The following is a 21576-nucleotide window of genomic DNA, read 5'->3' as shown; positions in this document are numbered from 1 at the left end:
GCTTTTTATGACTGCTTTTTATGACTGCTTTTTTGCTTTCACTTCGCCCAACTATTCGCTACCATCAGCATCATAACAAACCTTCCGCTGCATTCGCAATGGATACTACGCCTCTAGACTGGACACCTTGAGGTCGATCACTCCTAACAACTGCGGGGGTTTGTAGCCATGATTGGGTGATATCTGGAGTAGGTAGTTTAGGATTAATGACGTATATCGAGGAGGTTACGATTGCTCAACAGGTTAACGGATTCGCTACTAGTTGTAACGGTGTTGGTGCTTTCTCGCTAGGAGGATTGAAATGCGAAACCGCCTTAATCGCCGCCTACTCGCACTACTATTGCTATGCAGCCTGCTCTCAACCTATTGGCCAACTGCTGATGTCTATGGTCTACAGCCTGTGCCATCCACAATACCAAATGATGGCAGTATTCTCTATCGAACAGTGCTCTATCAGCCAACTGATTATACAAAACAGCGTTTACAACAGTTTGATCTACGCATCTTACATGAAGAAGCAGATCGGCTGCTTGTATTAGTTGATGAACTCATGCTCGATAAACTTGCGCGACTGGGTTTTGGCCCAACTGAAACCAATGGGCTCTCTGAACTACTCAAACACACCGCTAGCCCACCTACACTCGTAGCAACCCTTGAACCGCTCTTTGAGGCCGCCAAGGTAGTTGCCAAAACACCTTCAAAAGCCAATCGTTCGTTGCTGTATACCCAAATGCAACAACTGCGGCCTGAACAAACAGCTGCCATCGCTAGTGGCTCGAGTATTGATGATGATAATGATGGCTTGACAAATACCCAAGAGCAATGGTGGTGTACCAATCCACTTATGCCCGATACCGATGGCGATGGTGAACATGATGGTAGCGAAGTTCAGGCCGCCCGTAGCTGGATGCGCCACGAACGAAGCAGCCCACCAGCAAATGGTAAACCATTCGCTGGCTGGCCTAGCCAGCTTGCAAACTGTCGTGACGACGATTTAGATTCCATCCCCGATCTCGCTGAGCGTTGGGATTTGGGGCTGAACATGAATCGCGAATCAACCGACCGCGATAAATTTGATGATGGACAAGAGCTTTTTGGCAGCACCTATTGCCCTGGCAGTGGTGGATTTTGTGGCTATGGCGCATTACCTCGCAACGAGGATTGGGGCATTATCTTTGCCGAAATGCCTGCATGGGTTAAAACTCCAGCCAATCACCCATTAATGGCAGCCTTCCCAGTCCCAGCGATTGATTTAGTACCAAACTCGCTGCGAGTGCAAACCGTCACCGAAATTCGCACTGATCACACCATTATTACGGGAACCGAGCGGCTTTATAGCACGGCAAGTACCGAAGGCACGAGTTCGAGCATTGCCAATGAAGTAAACTGGAACGCCTGGGAGGAGCAATCGATTGCAACGACCATTCCGCTTGCTGGCCGTTATTTGCCACCAACATTCGGTATATTGCCCCGGGCTCCCACCACCGAAGCCTGGGATCGCCAAAAGATTGGGCTAGCAATTACGAGTGGGGCAATCAGTGTAACTGCGGCAGGGCTTTGTTTGGCAACAGCACCACTTTGTGCTGGGATTACCCTTGCGTCGGCTATTGCTGTAGGCACAATTGGGTTTGCAACTGCCTATGGCGACTATGTTGTCAATCGTAATGAAGCCCAACAATCGGCTCAAACCTTACGCCAACTTCAAACTGAGATTAAACAACTCAAGCAGCAGGCGAATCAATGTGTGCCTGGCTGTAGCAGCAAAGTTGGAACCCCTGCCAGCTCCCAACAAACCGTCAATAGTCAACGCACATCACAAATAAGCCAAGGCCGAAGTGTTGGTAACCACCTGCATAGTGGAGCCACGAGTGATGCTCGCGCCGTTGTCGAGCAATATTATCAATTCAGTTACCCACAGCAGGTTCCCACCCAAACAACGACGAGCGCCAAAGGGCAATCACGCGGTGGTGCGCAAACAACCACCCATACTCAATATAAAGAACATACCGTTACGAATGGTCAAGCATTTTCGTCGGGTGAATCGTGGAGCAATGCTGTTGCGGTCAATTCGGCTCATGCCGCTGAACTCTGGTTTAGCTATCGCGTGAGCAATAATGGCAGCGAATATGCCCGCGAAATTGGCAATCTCGCTTTCAACGTATATATCGGTGACAGTCCGATTCCAGCAACAACCTATTTTGTTGGGCCAGATCTCGGCGGCGATGGCAAGTTTCACAACTTCATGCCAGGTGAGTCGCATCAATACACGTCTCGTCGAATTGCACTAACCCTCGACCAATTACGTGCGATCGATCTTGGTTCGCCAATTCGAATCGTGGCCGAAGACTATACTTATGGCATTGATGAGTTGTTTTATGCGGATGCACTCAATGCAAGCATGACGATTGCAATTGAAGATGGAACTGCCGATAACGATGAGCTAATCGAGGATTTCTTGATTCCAACCTGGGGTGATGAAACAGCCTTTGATGTATTAGCTCGCTACTTTCCCACAACAACCGATGCGAATGGTCAATTAATAGCGGTTTGGACTCCTGAACGGCGCACTGATAGCCCTAGTTGGTGTCGTTTACCACGTCGAGTTGGAGCAATCCTGTGGTGTCAACATGCACTTTCAGCTGCCGAGTGGTGGAATATTTACTCTGGCGGGCTTGGCAATGGCGATTTGGGTTTTCAAGATATGGCAGCCGCACCAGCTGCTGGGGCATTATTTCGCTTTAATCAAGATAGTGATCTTGATGGCTATAGTGATAGTGATGAGCTTCGGCTCCAAACTGATCCGCACAATGCTAGCTCATTTCCAAAGCCTGAACTGCTTGCGGCAACCCATTCGACGCGGGTTGGCAATGTTGTTACAAGTACGCTATCGCTGCTCAACACTGGGCTATACGATGCCTATAGTGTTCAGGCGATTATGGTTGCGCCAAATGATTCGGTGACGATCCAAAATAATACTGTTGGTGGTACAGGCCGCGTTCGCGCATTCCATCAAGTCGTGGTTGGCAGTACGATCCATCAACCTAGCCTCTCCAGTTCATGGTCGGGTACGGCGCTTCCCACAACTGCTGGCTATTATGTTGGTGCAAACGAACGTGAATATCTCTTTACCGTTCAATGTTCGGCTCCCTTAGGCTGCGACGTTGGCAGCGGAACATGGGCATTACACTGGAATGATGGCATAGGCAATACTGGCAGCCTCAACTTTGGTGCAGGCTATGCATCACCCCAACGCCTAGGTGTCGGGGGCCAAGGGCTTGAACTGGCGCTGATGAGCGGCACAGTTCAACATAACCAAACCTTTAAGATTGTAGCAACTCCGCCCAATGATGCCTTTAGCTATCGAATCAACCGTGAGCCATATACAAAACCCTTAGTAATTCTCGCCTACAACGATCCACAAGGTCATCATCGCTTGGTTACCACGTCTGAGTTAAGTCATCCTCAAGCAAACCTTGCACCCTACAGCGGCCAAATGCTGCATGATAGTGCGGGTGTTGAGATCATCGCAACCGCACCATTTACGCCAGCCTTACAACAAACTACCACTTTGTTGGCCCAAATTCCGGCAGTAGAGAGCTTTATTAATGCACGACTGTATCTTGAATTCATTGATCTGAATGGTCAAGGTGGAGTCGTTCGCGAAGAGGCTCGTTCAGTCAATCTCCAACCAGGGCCAAATTTGGTTAATATCACGTGGCAAGCTGCCGACTTCAATCCAGCATTTAATCCCAACCATCGTTATGGTGTTATTGCCTTTCTAACCGATCATCAGGGCAATATCCTTGGAAACTCAGCGCGAATGCTCGATACCTTCCAAGCCGACCCGCAGCCAATATTTGCAATCAATACCGCTGAATCGGTTTGGAATTTTGGGACGGCAACCCAAGGCAGTCAACTTCGCCATAACTTTGGCTTGCCCAACGAGGGCCGTGCTGGCTTGCGCACCACCCTTTTAGGCGCTGGAGGGCGACGTGATCTGGCAATTTCTGGTGAAATTAGCTGGATGGATACAGGCCTTGAGGTTCGTCATGGGGATGCAATTGGTATTCAGGCAACTGGCAATATCTGTTATGACAGTAGTACAAATTGCTTTGGGCCTGATGGCAACGGAGTAGACGCAGCTAGCGGATGGACAGCCCCTGGAGCAAGTCAATTCAGCCTGATTGCCCGAGTTGGCAATAATACGCCATTTATGGCAGGAACCAGCTATCGCGCAGCCAGCTCCACAAGTGGGCGACTGTATTTAGCAACCAACAACTGTCTCGGCTGTAATACCGATACCATTGGGCAATTCCAAGCCCATGTGGAAGTCTCAGGAATACCGGTTACAAGCCAATCACGGCCCACCACAACGATTGCGGCTGGTGATATGGGCATACTTGAGGTACTTCTGGACACCTATTATATCCCGGTTGGGCCGTTCAGTCGCACCATTCAACTACGGACTAGTGATCCTCAACGTCCGAGCCACAACCTGCAAGTTCAGGGTGTCATCGTAGCTCCAACCACGCCAGCCCAAGCGCTCCCGATCAGCCCATATCGGCCTTGGGATGAGTATGTTGTGGTAACTGGTTCGCGATCTCAACGTGAGCTCATTTCCTATGTTGATACAATTGTTAGCGATGCACTGCATGTCACACCACTCCGTCTCTATGATCAAAGCCAACAAACCCTGCTTGGGATTGGCCGTGGGCTATTACAGGGAATTGTTGTTAACCTCCGGCAGGCTCGCCTTGCGCTGGCAACACCTCAGCCCACGAATCTAACCGATCGCTATGGTGATGGTCGCGATGGCATCATGCCAGCAAATGGCAATCTTGATACCAGTAATGGCGTTGGTATTGGGATAGCCAGTGGCAATGCTGGCTCAACCGCGATTACGATTGTCGATCAGCATGCAGTTTCGCGCATTAATCCCGGCGATCGAGTATTGATTCATCAGACTCGCGGTGACCCTTCAATTGCTGGTTTGTGGGAACTCAATACCGCAGTTGGCGATGTTACTGGGAGTGGAACCTTTGCTTTAGCTCAACCCTTGCGCCATAGTTATAGCTCGATTGACTACCGTGCCCAAGCCCAAATTATGCGCGTGCCACAATACAGCGATTGCCCAGTCAGCGGCACAATCACACCCTTGCTGGCTTGGAATGGTCACGTTGGTGGGATTATCGCCTTTATGTGTCAAAATAATGCCACAATCGGCGGGCTGATCAATGGCGATGCCAGCGGCTTTCGTGGTGGAGATAGTGGCAATGGTTATCAAACTGATCAGTGGCAGGGTGAAGGGATTATCTGCACGTCGAATAATAGCACGCATTATTGCCAAACCCCCAACATCACGCCATCGGCCCAAGGCGGTGGTGCTGCCGATGCGATTGGTGGTGGCGGCGGTGGCGCTGGTTGTGCAGCCGGAGGCGATGGTGAACATATTGGCGGCAGTACATGGGGTCGCGGTGGCATTGGTCACTGTACAACCGATGGCACACGACTCTATTTTGGTGGCGGTGGCGGTGGGAGTGCTACCAGCATCAACCCTGGCGCTGGCTATTCGCAGGCTGGACGCGGCGGTGGATTGGTGTTTATTTTTGCCCGTCAACTCACAATCACTGGCCAGATTCGGGCCAATGGGCAGCAAGCAAATGGCACTATGTCCGATGATGGCACCAATCGGCGTGTGGCTGCTGGCTCTGGCGGCGGTGGGCAAATGTATCTTCGCGCTGATACGATATCGGTAGCGGCGAATGGGATCAACGCACTCGGCGCACCACAACTAGTGCCACCAGGCAGCCCAAGCGGACGATTTATTGGTGGTGCTGGTGGCCATGGCTCAATTCGGCTTGAGTATTGCAATACAGTAACTGGGATTGAGAATATCGTTCCAGCACCTAATCAAGCCCAGCTTGGTTGTTATGGCACACTTGCGGGCAGCGTCTATAGTGATAATAATGCAAATGGCGTGCGTGATCCTGGTGAAGCAGGATTGGCAACGATTAACATCAATTTAAATACAGTTGGGACGGCTACAACGAATGCGAATGGCGACTATAACTTTAACAACGTGCCGCCAGCAACCTATAGCCTCACTGTTACCCCAAAAGCTGGATACGCTTGTAGTAATTCGTGTACCAACAGCGTAACGGTTCAATCAAACACGACAACCACGGTTAATCTTGCGCTCATTCCGCAAGCAAGCATTAGCGGAATTGTATTCCATGATCTTAATCAAAATGGAATCCAAAATCCTGGGGAGAATGGCCTTGCCGGCATTAATGTTGCGCTGAGCGGAACCGGACAAACCAGCGTTACCGATGCCCAAGGCGCTTATAGTTTTACCAATCTTACGGCAGCTGCCTATACCGTTAATGCAACCCTACCCAATGGATATGCGGCAACGAGTGCTAGCTCAGTGAACGTTAACCTCGTTGCAGGCGCAACCGCGACTGCTCATTTTGGCATGCTGGCATTTAGCATCGAAAAAGTTGCTGGTAGCCCACACCAAATTAATCTCTATATCCCAACAGCATTCCGTGATCGTCAACGCTACCATGTGCAAAGTGGGCGAACAATCCAATTCAGCAGCGCTGGCGAACAGGTTATCCACGTTAGTTTGCCAAAAGCTCGCTATCTCACTACAACTCTCGATCTGCTCATAACCAGATCGAACGCCGCTTTCTTGCAAATCAATCTCGATATTGGCAATAATGGCAATTGGGAGTGGAGCTATAACAACTCGCCAACCTTGCCAACCACTCTCTCAACCACCAACCTCGCTGCTGGCCTGACAAGTTTCATGGCATCGGCAACACCTGATGCCCAAGGGATGGTCAGCGTACCCATTCGAATTTCACTCAATACCAGTGGACAACTGCATATGCTCAATCTCGTTGCAACCCCAGGCGGTGCTACCGAGCTAGGTTTGGCAGCCCATGAGCTAAGTTTAAATCCTAGTAACCCAACTGAGGGCATGCAGGCTCAGCTCCAAGCCCGCATTCGCAACCCAAGCAATCTAGCCACCGGCGGATTTATTACCAGTGTCTACGCCAAATCACCAATTTTTGGCGATTGGTACCTAGGCAGTCGATTTGTTGCCAATATTCCGGCAGGTGGCGATGCCTTAGTATCGATTCCATTCCCAACCGAAGGTTTTCAAGGAACAATTCCGGTTCGGGTCGTGGTAGACCCATTCGATCGGGTAGCAGAGATTAACGAGACCAATAATGTGGTAACAGCAACCCTACCGATTCGAACCCGCGCCGATCTTCAGGTTAGCCGGATTCAGTTTTCTGATTCAGAGCCATTGATTGGCCAGCCGATCAGCGTAACAATTCAAGTTCACAATGCTGGTCAAACAACCGCAGGTAGGCATGATCTACGCTTAATGGTAGGCGCAACGGGCCAAACAGGTGCGATCATTAGCAGCCAAAGCATCCCCATGCTAACTGCTGCCAGCACCACAACCCTTGTACTTCCATGGACTCCAACCCAGTTTGGTTTGTATCAATTAACTGCAAGCATCGATAGCCAAGCCGAGATATCTGAATCCAACGAAGCCAACAACACGTTGTGGCAACCGATTGCCGTAGGCATCAATGGCCCAATCCATCTGGATAGTGGCGCAGCTAGCGAGGCAACCTATACGCCGAGCCTTGGCTATGGAGTGATTGATATCGGAGAGCCTGATACGATCAGTAGTTGTGGTTCAGCACCACACCAAACTGTTCGAATCGATCCCGATGGGCAGGTACGCTATCAGTTTGATCAACTTCAGCCTGGACGGTTCTATCATCTTGATATTACGCTCTTTGAGTGCGATGGTGTTGGCCGACAGGAAGTGATTAACGTTGATGGTAATCCTATTGTTGGGCCAGTAAGCCTTGCCAATGGCCAAATTCAACGGCTTTCAACGCGAATTGATCCAGCATTATACGCTGATCGTAAAATTGAGGTTAGCATAGAAGCGCCAGGTATTGACGGTGCAGTTGTTGCCTATGTGAGCTTGCATCCAATCGATTATCGTTATATTGATGCTGGTTCACTTACCGAGGTTGGTTATCCAGGAACCACCCCAAGCAGTGGATTAAGCTTTGGTGCGCTCGATGGAGTTCGCAATAGTATCTGGGGAACCCTGCCCTATCAGAGTGTTCGAATCGATCAAAGTGATGCTACATTGCGCTATCGCTTCGATGGACTCAAGCGTGATCGACGCTATCAACTGCATACGAGTTTTTGGCAGCGTGACGGAAGCGAGCGGATTCAAAAAGTCCAGATTGATGGCATTGAGCTAGGGTCACCAATTAATACTGGTAATTTCCAAGTTCAGCGCCCTGTCCTTGATATCCCCCAGAGTGCCTATGTTAGTGATGAGAGCATCATCGTCAGCATAGTGCGCACAAATGGCACAACTGGGGCATTTATTAACGAAATTGCCCTTGAGGAACGTACCTTGATGGCGGATCAATTGCCACCAACGCCAGACTTTGGGGCAACTCCACTGACTGGTGTCGCGCCGCTTACCGTCAGCTTCAGCGATCAATCAAGTGGAACAATCGCTAGTAGACGTTGGGATTTTGGTGATGGCGGCGAGGACAGCATTCCAAATCCAATCCATACCTACACCCAACCAGGCACCTATGCAGTGCGCTTGCTCGTCGATGGCCCTGGTGGCTCCAACACAATTGTTAAGCCAAACTATATTACTGTGCTTGCGCCACCTAGTAATCAACCACTGGTCTATCTGTCGCCACCAGCATTATCTGGAGGTTTAGAGCAAGCAATTACGGCCACAGTGGCAATCTCGCAAATTCAGCAACTTGGCTCGTTCCAGTTTACGCTAGCGTATAGCCCAGCGCTTGTAACGGTTGAGCAAGTTACTATGGGGGCATTTCCTGCTAGTACTGGCCGCAACTTTACCCCCGTTGGGCCGACGATCAATCCAAATGCAGGGACGATAACCTTTGGCGGCTTTAGTCTTGGGGCGAATCCAGCAGGCGCGAGTGGCCAGGGTTCGCTTGCCCATATCCGGTTGCGTCCTCGGGCGGTTGGCACAGCACCGCTCACCTTCAGTAATGTTCAGGTCAGCAATATCAATGGTCAGGCAATTACAGTCGCAACTCGCAATGGATCGATTCAGGTTGCCAACTGCCTTGGCGATTTTGATCTTGATGGTGATGTTGATATCATCGACATCCAGCGAATCTCCTACCGCTGGAATACACACCTCGGCGACCCACTCTATGCGCCACTTTATGATATTGATGCTGATGGCGATATCGATATTATCGACATTCAGAGAGTAGCGGTGCGTTGGGGAACTCAGTGTTCTGCTCCACGGCCAACCTTGACATCAACTGCAACGCCATGGCCCACCACATTTAGTTTACAGCCAACCAAAGCGCCAATTCAAGTTGGAGTCCCATTTACCATTGGAGTAGTAATTAGTGATGTCAATGATCTTGGTTCTTTCGAGTTCACACTACCATTTAGCCCAAGCAAGCTCGAAATCCTCAACGCTACCATTGATGGCTATCCAAGTAGCAGTGGTCGTCAATTTTATCCGATCGGGCCGCAGATCGATCTGGTCAGGGGAACGCTTAATTTTGCAGCCTATAGCATCGGTACTAGCCCCGTTGGAGCATCAGGCAATGGACAACTAGCCACAATTACCTTACGTGCTACCAACCCTGGCAGCCTAAACTTCGCTTTAGGTGCAGCCCAAGCCAGTGATCGGACGGGTATTCCACAGCCAGCGATTCTCACCGATACGCAAATCTACGTCATTCCAGTCGATCCAATTAATTATGTCTATATTCCATATGTTATAAATCGATAGATTCACAACTCCCTTTAAAAAGCACAAACCTGATTGCCTGAAAGAACTCCATAATAAAGAAGGAATCACGATTTAATGCATAATCGTGATTCCTTCTGGAAAGGCAGATCTGCGTGCTTTTAGGAACTAAAAGTAAATTCCCCATGCGCAGCAAGCTTAATATTAACGGACGCCCCATGGCATCATGACATTGCAACACTCATGATGAATCCAAGGAACATCCATGGAGATCATACCGCCGATCAGTCACGTCATGCACACCCTGTTGACCACGACGACTGCGGTCGATGGCTATACCGAAATACGGGTCGGGGTCACTGGTCTCAGGAGCTGGCGGCGTAGCCTCCCTGGTTGTGGGCAACACAATAGGTAGAGCGCCTCCTCGGCTTCGACATCCCAATCATTCAACTCATTGGCGCTCCCGTGGGTTGCCATTTGTCATCGTCTTTCATTCCCCCAACTTTCTATCCTTCCCATTATTGAACTTTGGCATAGGGAATGAAGGTTTTATAGGCTAAAACACTACGGACTTGCACATTAATAGAATTCCGTGCCTGGGCACTACCCCAAGCCCAGCCGCCACCAGCGATTGGCACTTCACCAGTCGCCCCAGCGTCAATCTCAATCGTACCAGGGGCAACCGCTCGCAACCCAATCGTGCGACATCCCGTTGGATGTTGATTGTACGTACAGGGCATCGTCAATGGTGGATCAAACTGGACAGTGCCGATTGGGTTCAGGGTAATTCCGGTAGAGGGTACCCCAATATTGACATACTGAATCGTCAAACTGAATGCATCGCCAACATTCACCAACGGTGGCGCACTCAAAATCAACTCTTTAACCAGTGGTGTGACCGTTGGACTTCCACTAGTTGGCGTGATCGTTGGGGTTCCGATACAAGCGCTATCACGCATCGCCACGGTAGTTGGGCATGGTGTTGCCGTGTTAGTCGCTGTTGCGGTAGCCGTCACATTGGAATCAACAACATTGATCATCAATGGATTCCGTTCCTGAGCACTGCCCCAAGCCCAACCACCACCAGCAATCGGTACTTCGCCTGTCGCCGATGCAGAAATTTTTAATAGTCCCCCAGCCGTTGCTCGTAATGTGATTGCGCGACACCCTGTTATATGTTCATTGGACTTACACGGCATCATCATCGGTGGATCAAAGTGCGCCAGATTGTTCGGACTCAGGGTGATTGTGGTGGAAGGCACACCAATATTGACATATTGAATCATGATCAAAAACAGTTCACCAACGTAAACTTCGGTCGGGCCGCTCAGAATTAATTCCGAGCGAAGTGGCGTTGGGGTTGGTGTTAATAATGCCTTGGCGCGTGTTCCTTCAGGTTGTTTAGCCACCGCAAAGCCAAGCAACACGGCACACAAGCTCGCTAACAGGGCCAGCCGTCTGGTATGCATAGGGGTCTCTCCTCTAATAAGATTATTTGTTGGGGCCTACGTATCGTTTTCACCTGACAGACACTCCAGTTGGATTGGTGCAACACGGAATCTTGGTATCACTGCGGTGTGTACGTATGCCAGTGCTGAGGAGTTGCAACCCAATCAACTCTTGGGTCACATGGCTAGTGCAGTTTGGCGATGTTGTGCCATCGTCCGCGCAGTTGCTTGGCCACAGCTGGAAACTCCTTCTGCTGGCCATCGTGCGGGGGTTGGGGTGGATTTAACGGCGGTGCCTGGGGCATGGAATTGAGTACGGGGTGCGAACGTGTCGCGTTAAACATCATATGGGGTAGCAGGTCGATACCGACCATGTGCGACAATATCCATTATCATAACCGTTTCGCGCTAAAAAAACATTCGCCAACAGCCTGATTTGAACTGCTGGCTGGTCATCCATCATCAGTCAGTCAATCGCGATAGCCAGCCCATCGGCTTCGCGATCAACGAGGGGCGGCAGGGGTTCATCGAGGGTCTCTCGTATCTATGCTGCCAGATCGCTCAAGGCCGTCCCATAGGCTGTCTGGCAGCGATAGCCTGTGGCTTGAAGTGGGATATAGGTCTGGAGCAGGGCCATGGTATCATTTAAAATACGTTGACTGGTCAAGGCTGGCAACGTGTTCATGAGGGGAGTCTCCTTGGGCAGTAAAGCTTGGTTGGTGGTCCGTCCAAGCATACCGAACAATGGCTCCCCTCCCGACGCTGCGGGTGTCATATCCCCAGAACTGGGTGGCGGTGCCGCCCTGGAGGCTGTTTATGTCCACATCGTACCGCCAGGAATTTGCCGCCTTTCTTATCCACCTTGCTGATAATCAGACCACACCCGAGGACTGGCACAAATGGATCGTGAACCACTATCATGATGTTGTCCTTGAAGCGGTTCGGCGGCAGGTTGTTCGCTTAGCAATCAGCGAGAAGTTGGTCGGCGAATCTGGTCGCCAACAGCTTCTGGAATGGAGCAGAATACTGCTGGATGACGCTCAGAGTTAGGGAGTGACATCTGCTATTCCTAGAGACTTACTGATCAAGATACCCAACATCCCATTCAGGATGTGGACTAGGGAGCGCGTGTATGTCAGCAATGTGCGTGGCCAAGCGGGTGGTCACATAGCGACGAATCGCCGCAGCGGTTAATTCCATGAATACCCTCCACTACGGCTTCTCGGTATGATCACACCAGTTGCCATCCGCATCGGTATGGTTGCAGCTCCAAAATTTGTAGGGCTTGCCACCGCGTCGCGTGCCTTGGCGTAACTGCAAGGGCGAACCATGGGTTGGGCAGAGGCGTTGGGCGGGAGCACTGGGTGGTGCAGCAGCGGCGACTGGTTGGGTTGGTTGAGCTGGGTGTGTCGTGGGTGGTTGTGCTCCGATCGCTTTGAGGCGATCAATCACGACTTTGAGTTGATCGGCGGTCGCACCTGCCACCGAGGTGGTGCAAGGAAAGCCATCAAGGGTGAAGTGAATCTGGTGCTCCACTTTGATGCTTGCGAGCGGTGATGCAGTATCAGCCATAACAATAGTCCTCGCTATATCTATTAATAGGATACAGCAGCCCAACGGGTCAAGGATTCCAGCACCGCCGGAATATCGGCACGATGTACGACCACGCGCGAACCGTTGCGCACCAGCACGATCCCCCACGCTGTTGGCAGGATACGAAGCATGGCGAGGGGTTGCGGTTCGCTCCATGCCGCTTCGGTCACAGCGATGGCATCGAGTTCGTGTTCAGCCAGCGTGTAGGCGGTGTTGTCGTCGAGGCCTTCTTCTTCCTGAATAATAGTAGCCAGTTGAACAATCGCACTGGCACGCGCCAAGCGTTGGCAGCGGTCGTGATTGACATGGGTCTGTGACATCAGGTATCATCCTTTCGTGACCGAGGCTAGGTTGCAGTCTGCACCTCGGTCATGTGAGGCCCTTTGCTGCTTTGAAGAGCAGTGAAGGGTTTAATAGTTAATCTGGCGACTGGTCGTTGGGCACTGCTGAGTAGCAGACGTGGGTGGCAATGCAGGACAGGAGAGGGAGCGGAATTGGCTGCGGACGGCCTGTTCATGAGCTTCAATCCGCTCGGCATCAGTATACCGACCTGCGCGAATCGCCCGTTGCCAGTTGCGGCTCAAAATGACCATGGTGCGGGCAAGCGCATCAATAGGGGTGTTGGCATAGGTCGTGGCGGTAACCACAGGCATGGGAATCAGATCGACGACTTCAAACAAAGCAACCTCAGCGCTAGCTTCGGCAACGGGTTCAACCACGCCAATGGCCATTACTTCTTCAGCTTCCTCAACAGCCCGATTATCCAACTCAATCAATTCCAACACTAAACGATTGCAGGCCATTCGTGCATCCAGATCGGTTGGGAATGAGCCAATGTACTCGCCGTTCACGGACGCATCGAAATCCCGATTCTTGAAGTTATAGGTGACCGCTTTTGTGTGTGCCATTAGGTTGCTCCATTTTATAATTTCAACAAGTCGAAAAGTTGAAATTATAAAATGGAGCAACCTAATGGCAACAAGTCGAAAAGAATAAAAGTTGATAAAATAAAACAGATCTAATAGACTTACGGCCAAGTTACAGGGGGTCTTTATGATCGTATTAAACGTGGGAAGATTTGCAGAAGAAAAAGGGTTATCTATTCAAGATCTGGCAGATCGAGCTGATATCTCGTATAACACTGCAAAAGGTTTGTATCGTGGTTATACGACACGCGTAGACCTGCCAATCTTAGATAAGATTTGCTCAATTCTTGAAGTTTCACCTGGTGATTTACTGGTACAAGTGCCAGATAATGAACCCGTTGGACTTTTTTATCCTAAAAAAGTAGAACTGGCCCAACTTCAGCAGACTAACTAGTGTCTGATAGTTGGGCCAGTTCTATTGCGATATATGCTTTGTGTTTGGCGACCGTCAGCTATATCGCGAGTGGAGTATCCTCTGTAAACTAACGCACCTTACCAAATGAATAGATAAAGGGGACAAGATTCTTGGCATGCTGAGATCGTTGTATGAATGGTAGCCATTCATGTGACCGCTGCCAGTTGTCCATATCAGGAATACGGTGGTTATCCCTGATGATGTATTGATACCAAGCGACTGTGTTTGACGCAGTGCTTTATTTTTTGTGTCTTAATTAACAAACGCCCATCTGATTGCTCAATGGACGTTTGTCGGTTGTGGCTCCCTGACTAGGACTCGAACCTAGGACATGCTGATTAACAGTCAACCGCTCTACCAACTGAGCTATCAGGGATTATCAATTGTAAAAAGAAGTGGCTCCCTGACTAGGACTCGAACCTAGGACCCATTGATTAACAGTCAATTGCTCTACCAACTGAGCTATCAGGGATTATATAGTTGTGTGTTTTGGGCGATTTTGCCGTTCAACAGTGCTGAAGTATACTCCGCTTTGGTCGTTTTGTCAAACGCTGCTTGACGAATTCAAAAATCGATTATAATGATACATGGTATCAATAAATAAGGATTAAAGCCAAATGTCGAAGTTGCCGCTGCCTGTAACTGTACTTTCTGGGTTTCTCGGTGCGGGGAAAACCACCTTATTAAATCATATTTTGGCCAATCGCGAGGGTTTGCGGGTCGCCGTCATCGTCAACGATATGAGCGAAGTTAATATCGATGCGCGGTTGGTAGGTCAAGGCGAGCTTGCGCTCAATCGGGTCGAAGAACAATTGATCGAGTTAAGCAATGGTTGTATTTGCTGTACCTTACGTGAAGATCTGCTGCTTGAGGTCGGTAAGTTGGCTCGTGCTGGCCGTTTCGATTATCTGTTGATCGAATCGACAGGCATTTCGGAGCCATTGCCCGTAGCCGAAACCTTTACCTTCGAAGATGAATCAGGCCTCAGTTTGGGCGAAATTGCTCAACTCGATACGATGGTGACGGTGGTTGATGCCCTCAATTTCTTGCACGATTTCAATGCTGCCCACGATTTGCGCGACCGTGATTTGGCAATTGACGAGGCTGATGAGCGCACCTTGGTCGATTTATTGATCGATCAGATTGAGTTTTGCAATGTGTTGATCATTAATAAAACTGATTTAATCAGTGCTGAACAATTAACTCATTTACACGAATTGCTAAATAAACTCAATCCGCAGGCCAAGATTATTCATGCCCAGCATGGTCAAGTGCCACTCAGCGAAATTCTGAATACTGGCTTGTTTGATTTTGATCAAGCGAGCGCTGCACCTGGCTGACTGGCCGAATTGCGTGGTGAACATACACCCGAAACCGAGGAATATGGCATTCGCAGTTGGGTGTATCGTGCTCGACGGCCATTTGCAGCTCAACGTTTTTGGGAGTTTGTGAATAACGATTGGCCTGGAGTGATTCGCGCCAAAGGCTTCTTTTGGGTAATTTCACAGCCCACAACCGCTGGATTACTCTCGCAAGCAGGCCAAAATTGCCGTGTTGAGCCAGCTGGCGAGTGGTGGGCCGATAGCGATCAGAGCGAATGGCCCGAAACTGCCGAGGAACGTGCCGAAATTGAAGCCCTATGGGATGAGCAAGTTGGTGATCGTCGCCAAGAACTAGTCTTTATTGGCCAAGATTTTGATCAACAATGGTTGCAACAAGCGTTGGATGCATGTTTGGTCAGCGATCACGAATGGCAACAACCAGCCGCAACTTGGCAAATCGATGATCCTTTTGCTGGTTGGAATGAGCAAGAAACTCTAGCCTAGAACATCGAGGATTTGGGATATTTTGATCCACGAAGCGCACGAAGATGTGACAAAAGGCTATAGGCTATAGGCGATTGGCTATCGCGAATGAGTGTCATACCACACAACGTTCCGATAGCCAATCGCCCAAAGCCAAACGCCGATCGCCCTATGTTCTATGTTCTTAATTTCATCCCTCATAATTCATCCTTCATCCTTATTCCCCCTGTTTGGCTTATCAAGAGATTGTGATAAAATAAACGCGCCCGCGACGGCACCGATTCGAATGACATTGCACCGCCGCTTGATGCATAGTGGCGGTTTTGGCGTGAACGCCATAGGAGTCACGCACCGAGAAAGGAATCGCCAATGCTGAAAGGAACGATGGCCTATTTTAAGGGTCTCAAAACCACGGCGAAATATCTCTTCAAAAAGCCTGTGACCGTTGAATATCCTGAGGTCAAACGGCCTGTCCGCGAGCGCTTCCGTGGTCGGCATGAGCTGAAGCGTTTTGCCAATGGTCTAGAGCGGTGTATCGGTTGTTCGCTGTGTGCCGCTGCTTGTCCGGCAGATGCAATTTATGTGGTGCCTGGCCAGAACGATCCGGCGAATCCACGCTCGGCAGGCGAACGCCATGCGGCTGTTTATGAAATTAACATGTTGCGTTGTATTTTCTGTGGCTACTGCGAAGATGCATGCCCCACCAATGCAATTGTGCTTGAACACCAATATGAATTGGCCTTCTACGACCGCCGCGCCTCGATCTATACCCAAGATATGTTGCTGGTTGCGGTCGATAAAGGCCACGGCGAAGTGCCACCAGTCTTGCAACAAACTGGCAAACAACTTAACCCACCGGCCCAAATAGACCTATAAAAGGTATGAAGTATGAAGGATGAAGTATGAAGGATGGGCTAGTTCAGGCTGAATTTGATTGCTCAGCACCCAAGCTTCTGCTTTATCGCTAAGGGTAGCCAACGGTACAAAGTGTGAAGGGCGTGCCAACGGGGTTTGAATTTCATCCCTCATCCTTCATCCTTTATCTGGGAGTGTCCATGGAAACATTTTTGTTTATCACCACGGCCATTGTGGCGGTGGGGGCAGCCTTGGCAATGGTGCTGAGCAGCAATGCAGTGCATAGTGCGCTGTTTTTGATTTTGAATTTCTGCTCGGTCGCCATTTTATATTTTTTGCTGCGTGCGCCGTTTCTCGGTGCTGTTCAAGTGACGGTTTATGCTGGCGCGATTATGGTGCTGTTCCTGTTCGTGATCATGCTGTTGGGCGCTGAAAATGCCGAGCTTGGCGAGGAGAAAATCGGCTGGCAAAAGCCGGCTGGCCTCGTCTTGGGTGTCGCATTATTGGCCGAGATTGGCTATGTGGCCTATCGTGGCACGAAATTAATCGATGCTCCGGTGGCCGATGCAACCAACATTGGCGCACCAACCACGATCAGCGCCAAACTTTTCAGCACCTATCTCTTGCCTTTTGAAGTGATTTCAATTTTGCTCTTGATTGCAGTAGTCGGGACAGTCGTGCTGACCCGTCGGCGGGTGGTTGCCCGTGAGGAGAGCCAATCGTGATTTCAACCAACGCATATGTGCTCTTGAGCGCAATTCTTTTTACGATTGGAGTCGTTGGGGTCTTGGTGCGTCGCAATGTAATCGTGATGTTTATGTCGGTCGAGTTGATGCTCAATTCGGCCAATTTGGCGTTAATTGCGTTTAGCCGTGCACGTGCTGAAAGCGATGGCCAAATTATCACATTCTTCGTGATTGCAGTCGCTGCGGCAGAAGTCGCAGTCGGTTTGGCGCTGTTGGTGTCGATTTTCCGTGCCAAAAAGACCACCAACATTGATGACGTGAATACGCTCAAGGGCTAGGCAACGGCCTTGCACCTTGCCGAAGTGTCTACTGGAGAACTTATGGCGGAATTAATTTGGCTTGTGCCGTTGCTGCCACTGCTCGGTGTCGTGATCAATACTCTGTTGGGGCTGAACGATTTGCGTCTCAGTCGCGCCAACGCCCACCACGACCATGGGCATGATCACGGGCATGGCCACGGTGACGCGCACCATGGACATGGCGATAATCCCACCGCTAAACGCTCTGGCTTGATTGCCAGCGTCATGGTTGGTTTGGGCTTTGTGCTGACCGTCGCAACTCTGATTGAGTTGCTGGGTATGCCTGCCACAACCACATTGGGCGAAAATAATCGTTGGTTCGATGTAACCTATTGGAACTGGATGGCCTTTGGCGATTTGGAAGTTCCTTTTGGTTTCTTGATCGACCAACTTTCGGTCACGATGATGCTCTTGGTCACTGGCGTAGGGACGTTAATTCACCTCTATGCCGTAGGCTATATGAGCCACGATGAACGGCCTACCCGCTTTTTCGTCTACCTCAACTTATTTATTGTGGCAATGTTGATGCTCGTCATGGGCAACAACTTTGTGATGCTTTTCTTAGGTTGGGAAGGCGTGGGCTTGTGTTCGTTCTTGCTGATTGGCTTCTGGTTTGAACAACGCGACCCACCATGGGCTTCAGTCAAAGCTTTTGTAACCAACCGGGTTGGCGACTTTGGCTTGTTGATGGCGATGTTTGCAATTTGGGCCTTGGCGCGTAAACCCGATGGTACCTTCTTGCATTCATTGGTCTTCCGCGAAGTCTTGGAGCAAGGGACGGTCTTCTCGCTGCAACAATACAGCACCTTCTTTATGGGCACGCAATACACGGCGGCTGGGGCGATTGCCTTTATGCTGTTGCTTGGCGTAACTGGTAAATCGGCGCAAATTCCGCTGTTTGTCTGGTTGCCCGATGCAATGGCTGGCCCAACCCCTGTTTCGGCCTTGATTCACGCCGCAACCATGGTTACCGCTGGCGTGTATTTGATGATCCGCACCCATCCAATCTTTGAATTATCGCCATCGGTTCAAAGCACTGTAACCTTTATTGGGGTTGCTACCGCTTTGGTCGCTGCTTCAATTGCGCTCGGTCAATACGATATCAAGAAGGTTCTGGCCTTCTCGACCGTCTCGCAATTGGGCTTTATGGTGGCAGCCGTGGGCATGGGAGCATACGTTGCCGCGATGTTCCACCTGCTGACCCACGGGATTTTCAAGGCGCTCTTGTTCCTTGGCTCTGGCTCAGTGATTCATGGCTTTGGCAACGAGCAAGATATGCGCAAGATGGGCGGTCTGCGCAAGAAAATGCCCGCCACCTTCTGGACATATATTGTTGGGACGATGGGCTTGATCGGCTTCCCCTTGGTTTCGGGTTTTTGGTCGAAAGATGAAATCATCGGCCATGCCTTTGATCACGACCATCGCACAGTTGGCATGCTGTTGGTGTTGGGCGCAGTCTTGACTTCGTTCTACATGGGCCGCCAAATCTCAATGGTCTTCTTTGGCGAACAACGTGATCAGCACATTCATGCCCACGAAAGCAGCCGCTGGATGACGATTCCATTGTGGATTTTGGCAGGCTTGACCCTCGCCAGTGGTTTGATCAACGTTCCTGGCTGGCATCCATTAACCACATGGCTTGAGCCAATCGTCGAAGAAGAAGCTGCTAAGTTCCACCTCAACATCGCCGCAATTGTAACGATCTTAGGCTTGGCATCGTTTGCCGCAGGCTTCTATCTCTACAATTGGGCAGCCAAGCACAAACGGATCAAGCCCAACCAACGCGACCTGTTGCACCACTGGGGCGGCGATTTCTATGCCATCCTTGAGGAAAAATGGGGCTTTGATGCGTTGTACAACGCGGTTTTGGTCAAGCCCTACAAGGCCTTGGCTAGCTTCTTTGGTAAGTTCTTCGATGTCAAAATTATTGATGGCATCGTTAATGGCACGGCAGAGCTTGTCGGCTTGTCGGGTCGCGGCTTGCGAACGTTCCAATCGGGCTATGTACGCTCGTATGCACTGATGTTTGTGATCGGTGTGGTGATCGTGCTTGGCTTCTTTGCGTTGCGCTAGGACGTGGAGCGCAGGCCTCGGCTTGCAACTTCACAAGGAGTAACCCTTGACGAATACAAACGACTTAGGTTTTACGATCTTATCGCTGGTGGTGTTTTTACCCGCCGTCGGTGCGATCATCCTGGCGTTTATGCGCGGCCAACGCGGAGCAGCCCGAATTTTTGCCTTGGGCTGGAGCACACTCGTTTTTGCCGTGTCATTGCCAATTTTGTTCAATTTCAAGCACGATGCCGCTGGGCTTCAGTTCTACGAATATTTCAACTGGATTCCAGATTGGGGCGTGCGCTACGAGTTGGGTCTTGATGGCATTAGTTTGTGGTTGGTATTGTTGACAACTTTCGTCACTCCTTTGGCAATTTGGAGTGCCTGGAATGTTGAAGAGAAAACCAACAACTTTTTGATGCTAATTCTGTTGCAAGAAACTGGGATGTTGGGCGTGTTCCTCGCTCAAGACCTGTTCTTGTTCTATATCTTCTGGGAATTCACCCTCATTCCAATGTATTTCTTGATTGGGATGTGGGGTGGCAAGCGCCGCATTTATGCCACAGTGAAGTTCTTCTTGTATACCTTCGCTGCCTCGGTGTTTATGTTGATCGGCATTATTGCCTTGGGCTTGCTCAATTACAAATATTTGGCCCAACAAGGCTTACCAACTGATACCGCCTTCCAAGTGCAAACTTTGATGGCTAATATCAATCAATTTGGCTTGTCGGATACCGAATTAAAATTGCTGTTCCTCTCGTTCTTCGTGGCATTTGCGGTCAAAGTGCCATTGTGGCCCGTCCACACATGGTTGCCCGATGCCCACGTTGAAGCCCCAACCGCTGGCTCGGTAATTCTGGCGGCGGTGCTGCTGAAAATGGGCGGCTACGGCATGATTCGCTTCTGCGTCCAGTTGTTCCCACAAATTGCCCAGGAATGGGCACGGCCAATTGCCTTGCTGGCAGTGATTGGGATCATCTATGGCGCAGTGCTTTCGTATGCTCAAAGCGATATTAAAAAGCTGGTGGCCTACTCATCAGTCAGCCACATGGGCTTTATCGTTTTGGGGATTTTCGCGCTGAATGAAGTTGGATTGCAAGGCGCAGTGCTGCAAATGATCAACCACGGGTTGAGCACTGGCGCGTTGTTCTTGCTGATTGGGATGGTTTACGAACGCACTCACACCCGCGAATTGGCCGATTACGGCGGTTTGTGGAAAGTTGTGCCAGTGTTCGTCTACTTCCTGTTGTTTGCCACGATGGCCTCGGTCGGCTTGCCTGGCCTGAACGGCTTCGTCGGCGAATTCTTGATTATGCTCGGCGCGTTCGATTCGCCAATCGGCTGGACGTTCACCGCGTTTGCCGCAGTTGGGGTGATTTTGGCAGCGGTCTATTTGCTCAAGATGTTCCAAGGCATTGCTTCGGGGCCATTTAGCGAACGCCGCACGCCACACCTCAGCGATTTGACCCGCCGTGAAGTAGCGATTTTGTTACCACTCTGTATCTTGATGTTGGTAATTGGTCTCTACTCGTCATACTTTACTCGCCCAATGGAAACAACGATCAAGGCGCTTGAAGCCTTCGTTGCTAATGCTGCGCCACTGATTGCTGGCCAATAAGACGGAGC

Annotated in this window: 13 protein-coding genes, 2 tRNA genes and 1 pseudogene; 9 read left to right on the top strand and 7 right to left on the bottom strand. The window is 50.3% G+C overall.

Annotated elements, in window-relative coordinates; translation table 11 throughout:
- The first annotated feature begins 301 nt into the window (after positions 1-301).
- On the top strand, positions 302-9850 hold the full coding sequence (locus tag LCH85_08720) for a carboxypeptidase regulatory-like domain-containing protein (GenBank protein ID MCA0352064.1): 9549 nt from the start codon (positions 302-304) through the stop codon (positions 9848-9850).
- Between the two features lie 476 nt (positions 9851-10326).
- On the opposite strand, the gene LCH85_08715 is transcribed toward LCH85_08720, so the two are convergent.
- Positions 10327-11277 carry a hypothetical protein gene (locus tag LCH85_08715; GenBank protein ID MCA0352063.1) on the bottom strand — a complete coding sequence of 317 codons (951 nt, stop codon included), beginning with the start codon at positions 11275-11277 and terminating at the stop codon, positions 10327-10329.
- 523 nt (positions 11278-11800) lie between these two features.
- Positions 11801-11941: a hypothetical protein gene (locus tag LCH85_08710; GenBank protein MCA0352062.1), complete on the bottom strand. Its 141-nt coding sequence runs from the start codon at positions 11939-11941 to the stop codon at positions 11801-11803.
- Positions 11942-12072: 131 nt separating this feature from the next.
- On the opposite strand from LCH85_08710, the gene LCH85_08705 reads away from it, so the two are divergent.
- Positions 12073-12306, top strand: a complete 234-nt coding sequence (locus tag LCH85_08705; protein MCA0352061.1) for a hypothetical protein — start codon at positions 12073-12075, stop codon at positions 12304-12306.
- Positions 12307-12468: 162 nt separating this feature from the next.
- On the opposite strand, the gene LCH85_08700 is transcribed toward LCH85_08705, so the two are convergent.
- The 3 genes from LCH85_08700 to LCH85_08690 all read right to left on the bottom strand — a co-directional run bounded on the left by LCH85_08700 (position 12469) and on the right by LCH85_08690 (position 13757).
- Positions 12469-12828, bottom strand: coding sequence for a hypothetical protein (locus LCH85_08700; protein MCA0352060.1), 360 nt, complete (start codon positions 12826-12828; stop codon positions 12469-12471).
- A 23-nt stretch (positions 12829-12851) separates the two neighbouring features.
- Positions 12852-13169 carry a hypothetical protein gene (locus LCH85_08695; protein ID MCA0352059.1) on the bottom strand — a complete coding sequence of 106 codons (318 nt, stop codon included), beginning with the start codon at positions 13167-13169 and terminating at the stop codon, positions 12852-12854.
- Between the two features lie 90 nt (positions 13170-13259).
- Entirely contained in the window at positions 13260-13757 is a 498-nt protein-coding gene (locus LCH85_08690) for a hypothetical protein (GenBank protein MCA0352058.1), read from the bottom strand.
- A 145-nt stretch (positions 13758-13902) separates the two neighbouring features.
- Here LCH85_08690 and LCH85_08685 point away from each other — a divergent pair, with 145 nt between their 5' ends.
- The gene (locus tag LCH85_08685) at positions 13903-14169 is read left to right on the top strand and encodes a helix-turn-helix transcriptional regulator (GenBank protein MCA0352057.1); all 267 of its coding nucleotides are present in this window, start codon (positions 13903-13905) and stop codon (positions 14167-14169) included.
- Positions 14170-14490: 321 nt separating this feature from the next.
- Here the strand turns inward: LCH85_08685 and LCH85_08680 are convergent.
- Together LCH85_08680 and LCH85_08675 are read right to left on the bottom strand one after the other, a co-directional pair.
- Positions 14491-14566: transfer RNA gene (locus tag LCH85_08680), tRNA-Asn, on the bottom strand.
- Positions 14567-14586: 20 nt separating this feature from the next.
- A tRNA-Asn gene (locus LCH85_08675) sits at positions 14587-14662 on the bottom strand.
- Positions 14663-14807: 145 nt separating this feature from the next.
- On the opposite strand from LCH85_08675, the pseudogene zigA reads away from it, so the two are divergent.
- From zigA to LCH85_08645, 6 genes and pseudogenes are all read left to right on the top strand, one after another.
- Positions 14808-16016 (top strand): annotated as a pseudogene (zigA, locus tag LCH85_08670) (zinc metallochaperone GTPase ZigA).
- Positions 16017-16364: 348 nt separating this feature from the next.
- Entirely contained in the window at positions 16365-16871 is a 507-nt protein-coding gene (nuoI, locus tag LCH85_08665; protein MCA0352056.1) for an NADH-quinone oxidoreductase subunit NuoI, read from the top strand.
- 179 nt (positions 16872-17050) lie between these two features.
- Positions 17051-17575, top strand: coding sequence for an NADH-quinone oxidoreductase subunit J (locus LCH85_08660; protein MCA0352055.1), 525 nt, complete (start codon positions 17051-17053; stop codon positions 17573-17575).
- The gene (gene nuoK / locus LCH85_08655) at positions 17572-17874 is read left to right on the top strand and encodes an NADH-quinone oxidoreductase subunit NuoK (GenBank protein ID MCA0352054.1); all 303 of its coding nucleotides are present in this window, start codon (positions 17572-17574) and stop codon (positions 17872-17874) included. Before LCH85_08660 ends, nuoK begins: the two co-directional genes overlap by 4 nt.
- 42 nt (positions 17875-17916) lie before the next feature.
- On the top strand, positions 17917-19968 hold the full coding sequence (gene nuoL / locus LCH85_08650; protein MCA0352053.1) for an NADH-quinone oxidoreductase subunit L: 2052 nt from the start codon (positions 17917-17919) through the stop codon (positions 19966-19968).
- A 46-nt stretch (positions 19969-20014) separates the two neighbouring features.
- Positions 20015-21568 (top strand): NADH-quinone oxidoreductase subunit M, encoded by a 1554-nt coding sequence (locus LCH85_08645; GenBank protein MCA0352052.1) that lies wholly within the window; start codon positions 20015-20017, stop codon positions 21566-21568.
- Positions 21569-21576: the final 8 nt, after the last annotated feature.

It is taken from the genome of Chloroflexota bacterium (assembly GCA_020161265.1).
Classification (GTDB): Bacteria; Chloroflexota; Chloroflexia; order Chloroflexales; family Herpetosiphonaceae; genus Herpetosiphon.
The sequence above is the reverse complement of the archived record's forward strand: the minus strand, read 5'-3'. Positions and strand labels throughout refer to the sequence as shown.

Excerpts from the sequence above, each read along its gene's own strand:
- LCH85_08720 (MCA0352064.1), top strand. The coding sequence starts at position 302 with ATGCGAAACCGCCTTAATCGCCGCCTACTCGCACTACTATTGCTATGC.
- LCH85_08715 (MCA0352063.1), bottom strand. The coding sequence starts at position 11,277 with ATGCATACCAGACGGCTGGCCCTGTTAGCGAGCTTGTGTGCCGTGTTG.
- LCH85_08710 (MCA0352062.1), bottom strand. The coding sequence starts at position 11,941 with ATGAACACGTTGCCAGCCTTGACCAGTCAACGTATTTTAAATGATACC.
- LCH85_08705 (MCA0352061.1), top strand. The coding sequence starts at position 12,073 with ATGTCCACATCGTACCGCCAGGAATTTGCCGCCTTTCTTATCCACCTT.
- LCH85_08700 (MCA0352060.1), bottom strand. The coding sequence starts at position 12,828 with ATGGCTGATACTGCATCACCGCTCGCAAGCATCAAAGTGGAGCACCAG.
- LCH85_08695 (MCA0352059.1), bottom strand. The coding sequence starts at position 13,169 with ATGTCACAGACCCATGTCAATCACGACCGCTGCCAACGCTTGGCGCGT.
- LCH85_08690 (MCA0352058.1), bottom strand. The coding sequence starts at position 13,757 with ATGGCACACACAAAAGCGGTCACCTATAACTTCAAGAATCGGGATTTC.
- LCH85_08685 (MCA0352057.1), top strand. The coding sequence starts at position 13,903 with ATGATCGTATTAAACGTGGGAAGATTTGCAGAAGAAAAAGGGTTATCT.
- nuoI (MCA0352056.1), top strand. The coding sequence starts at position 16,365 with ATGCTGAAAGGAACGATGGCCTATTTTAAGGGTCTCAAAACCACGGCG.
- LCH85_08660 (MCA0352055.1), top strand. The coding sequence starts at position 17,051 with ATGGAAACATTTTTGTTTATCACCACGGCCATTGTGGCGGTGGGGGCA.
- nuoL (MCA0352053.1), top strand. The coding sequence starts at position 17,917 with ATGGCGGAATTAATTTGGCTTGTGCCGTTGCTGCCACTGCTCGGTGTC.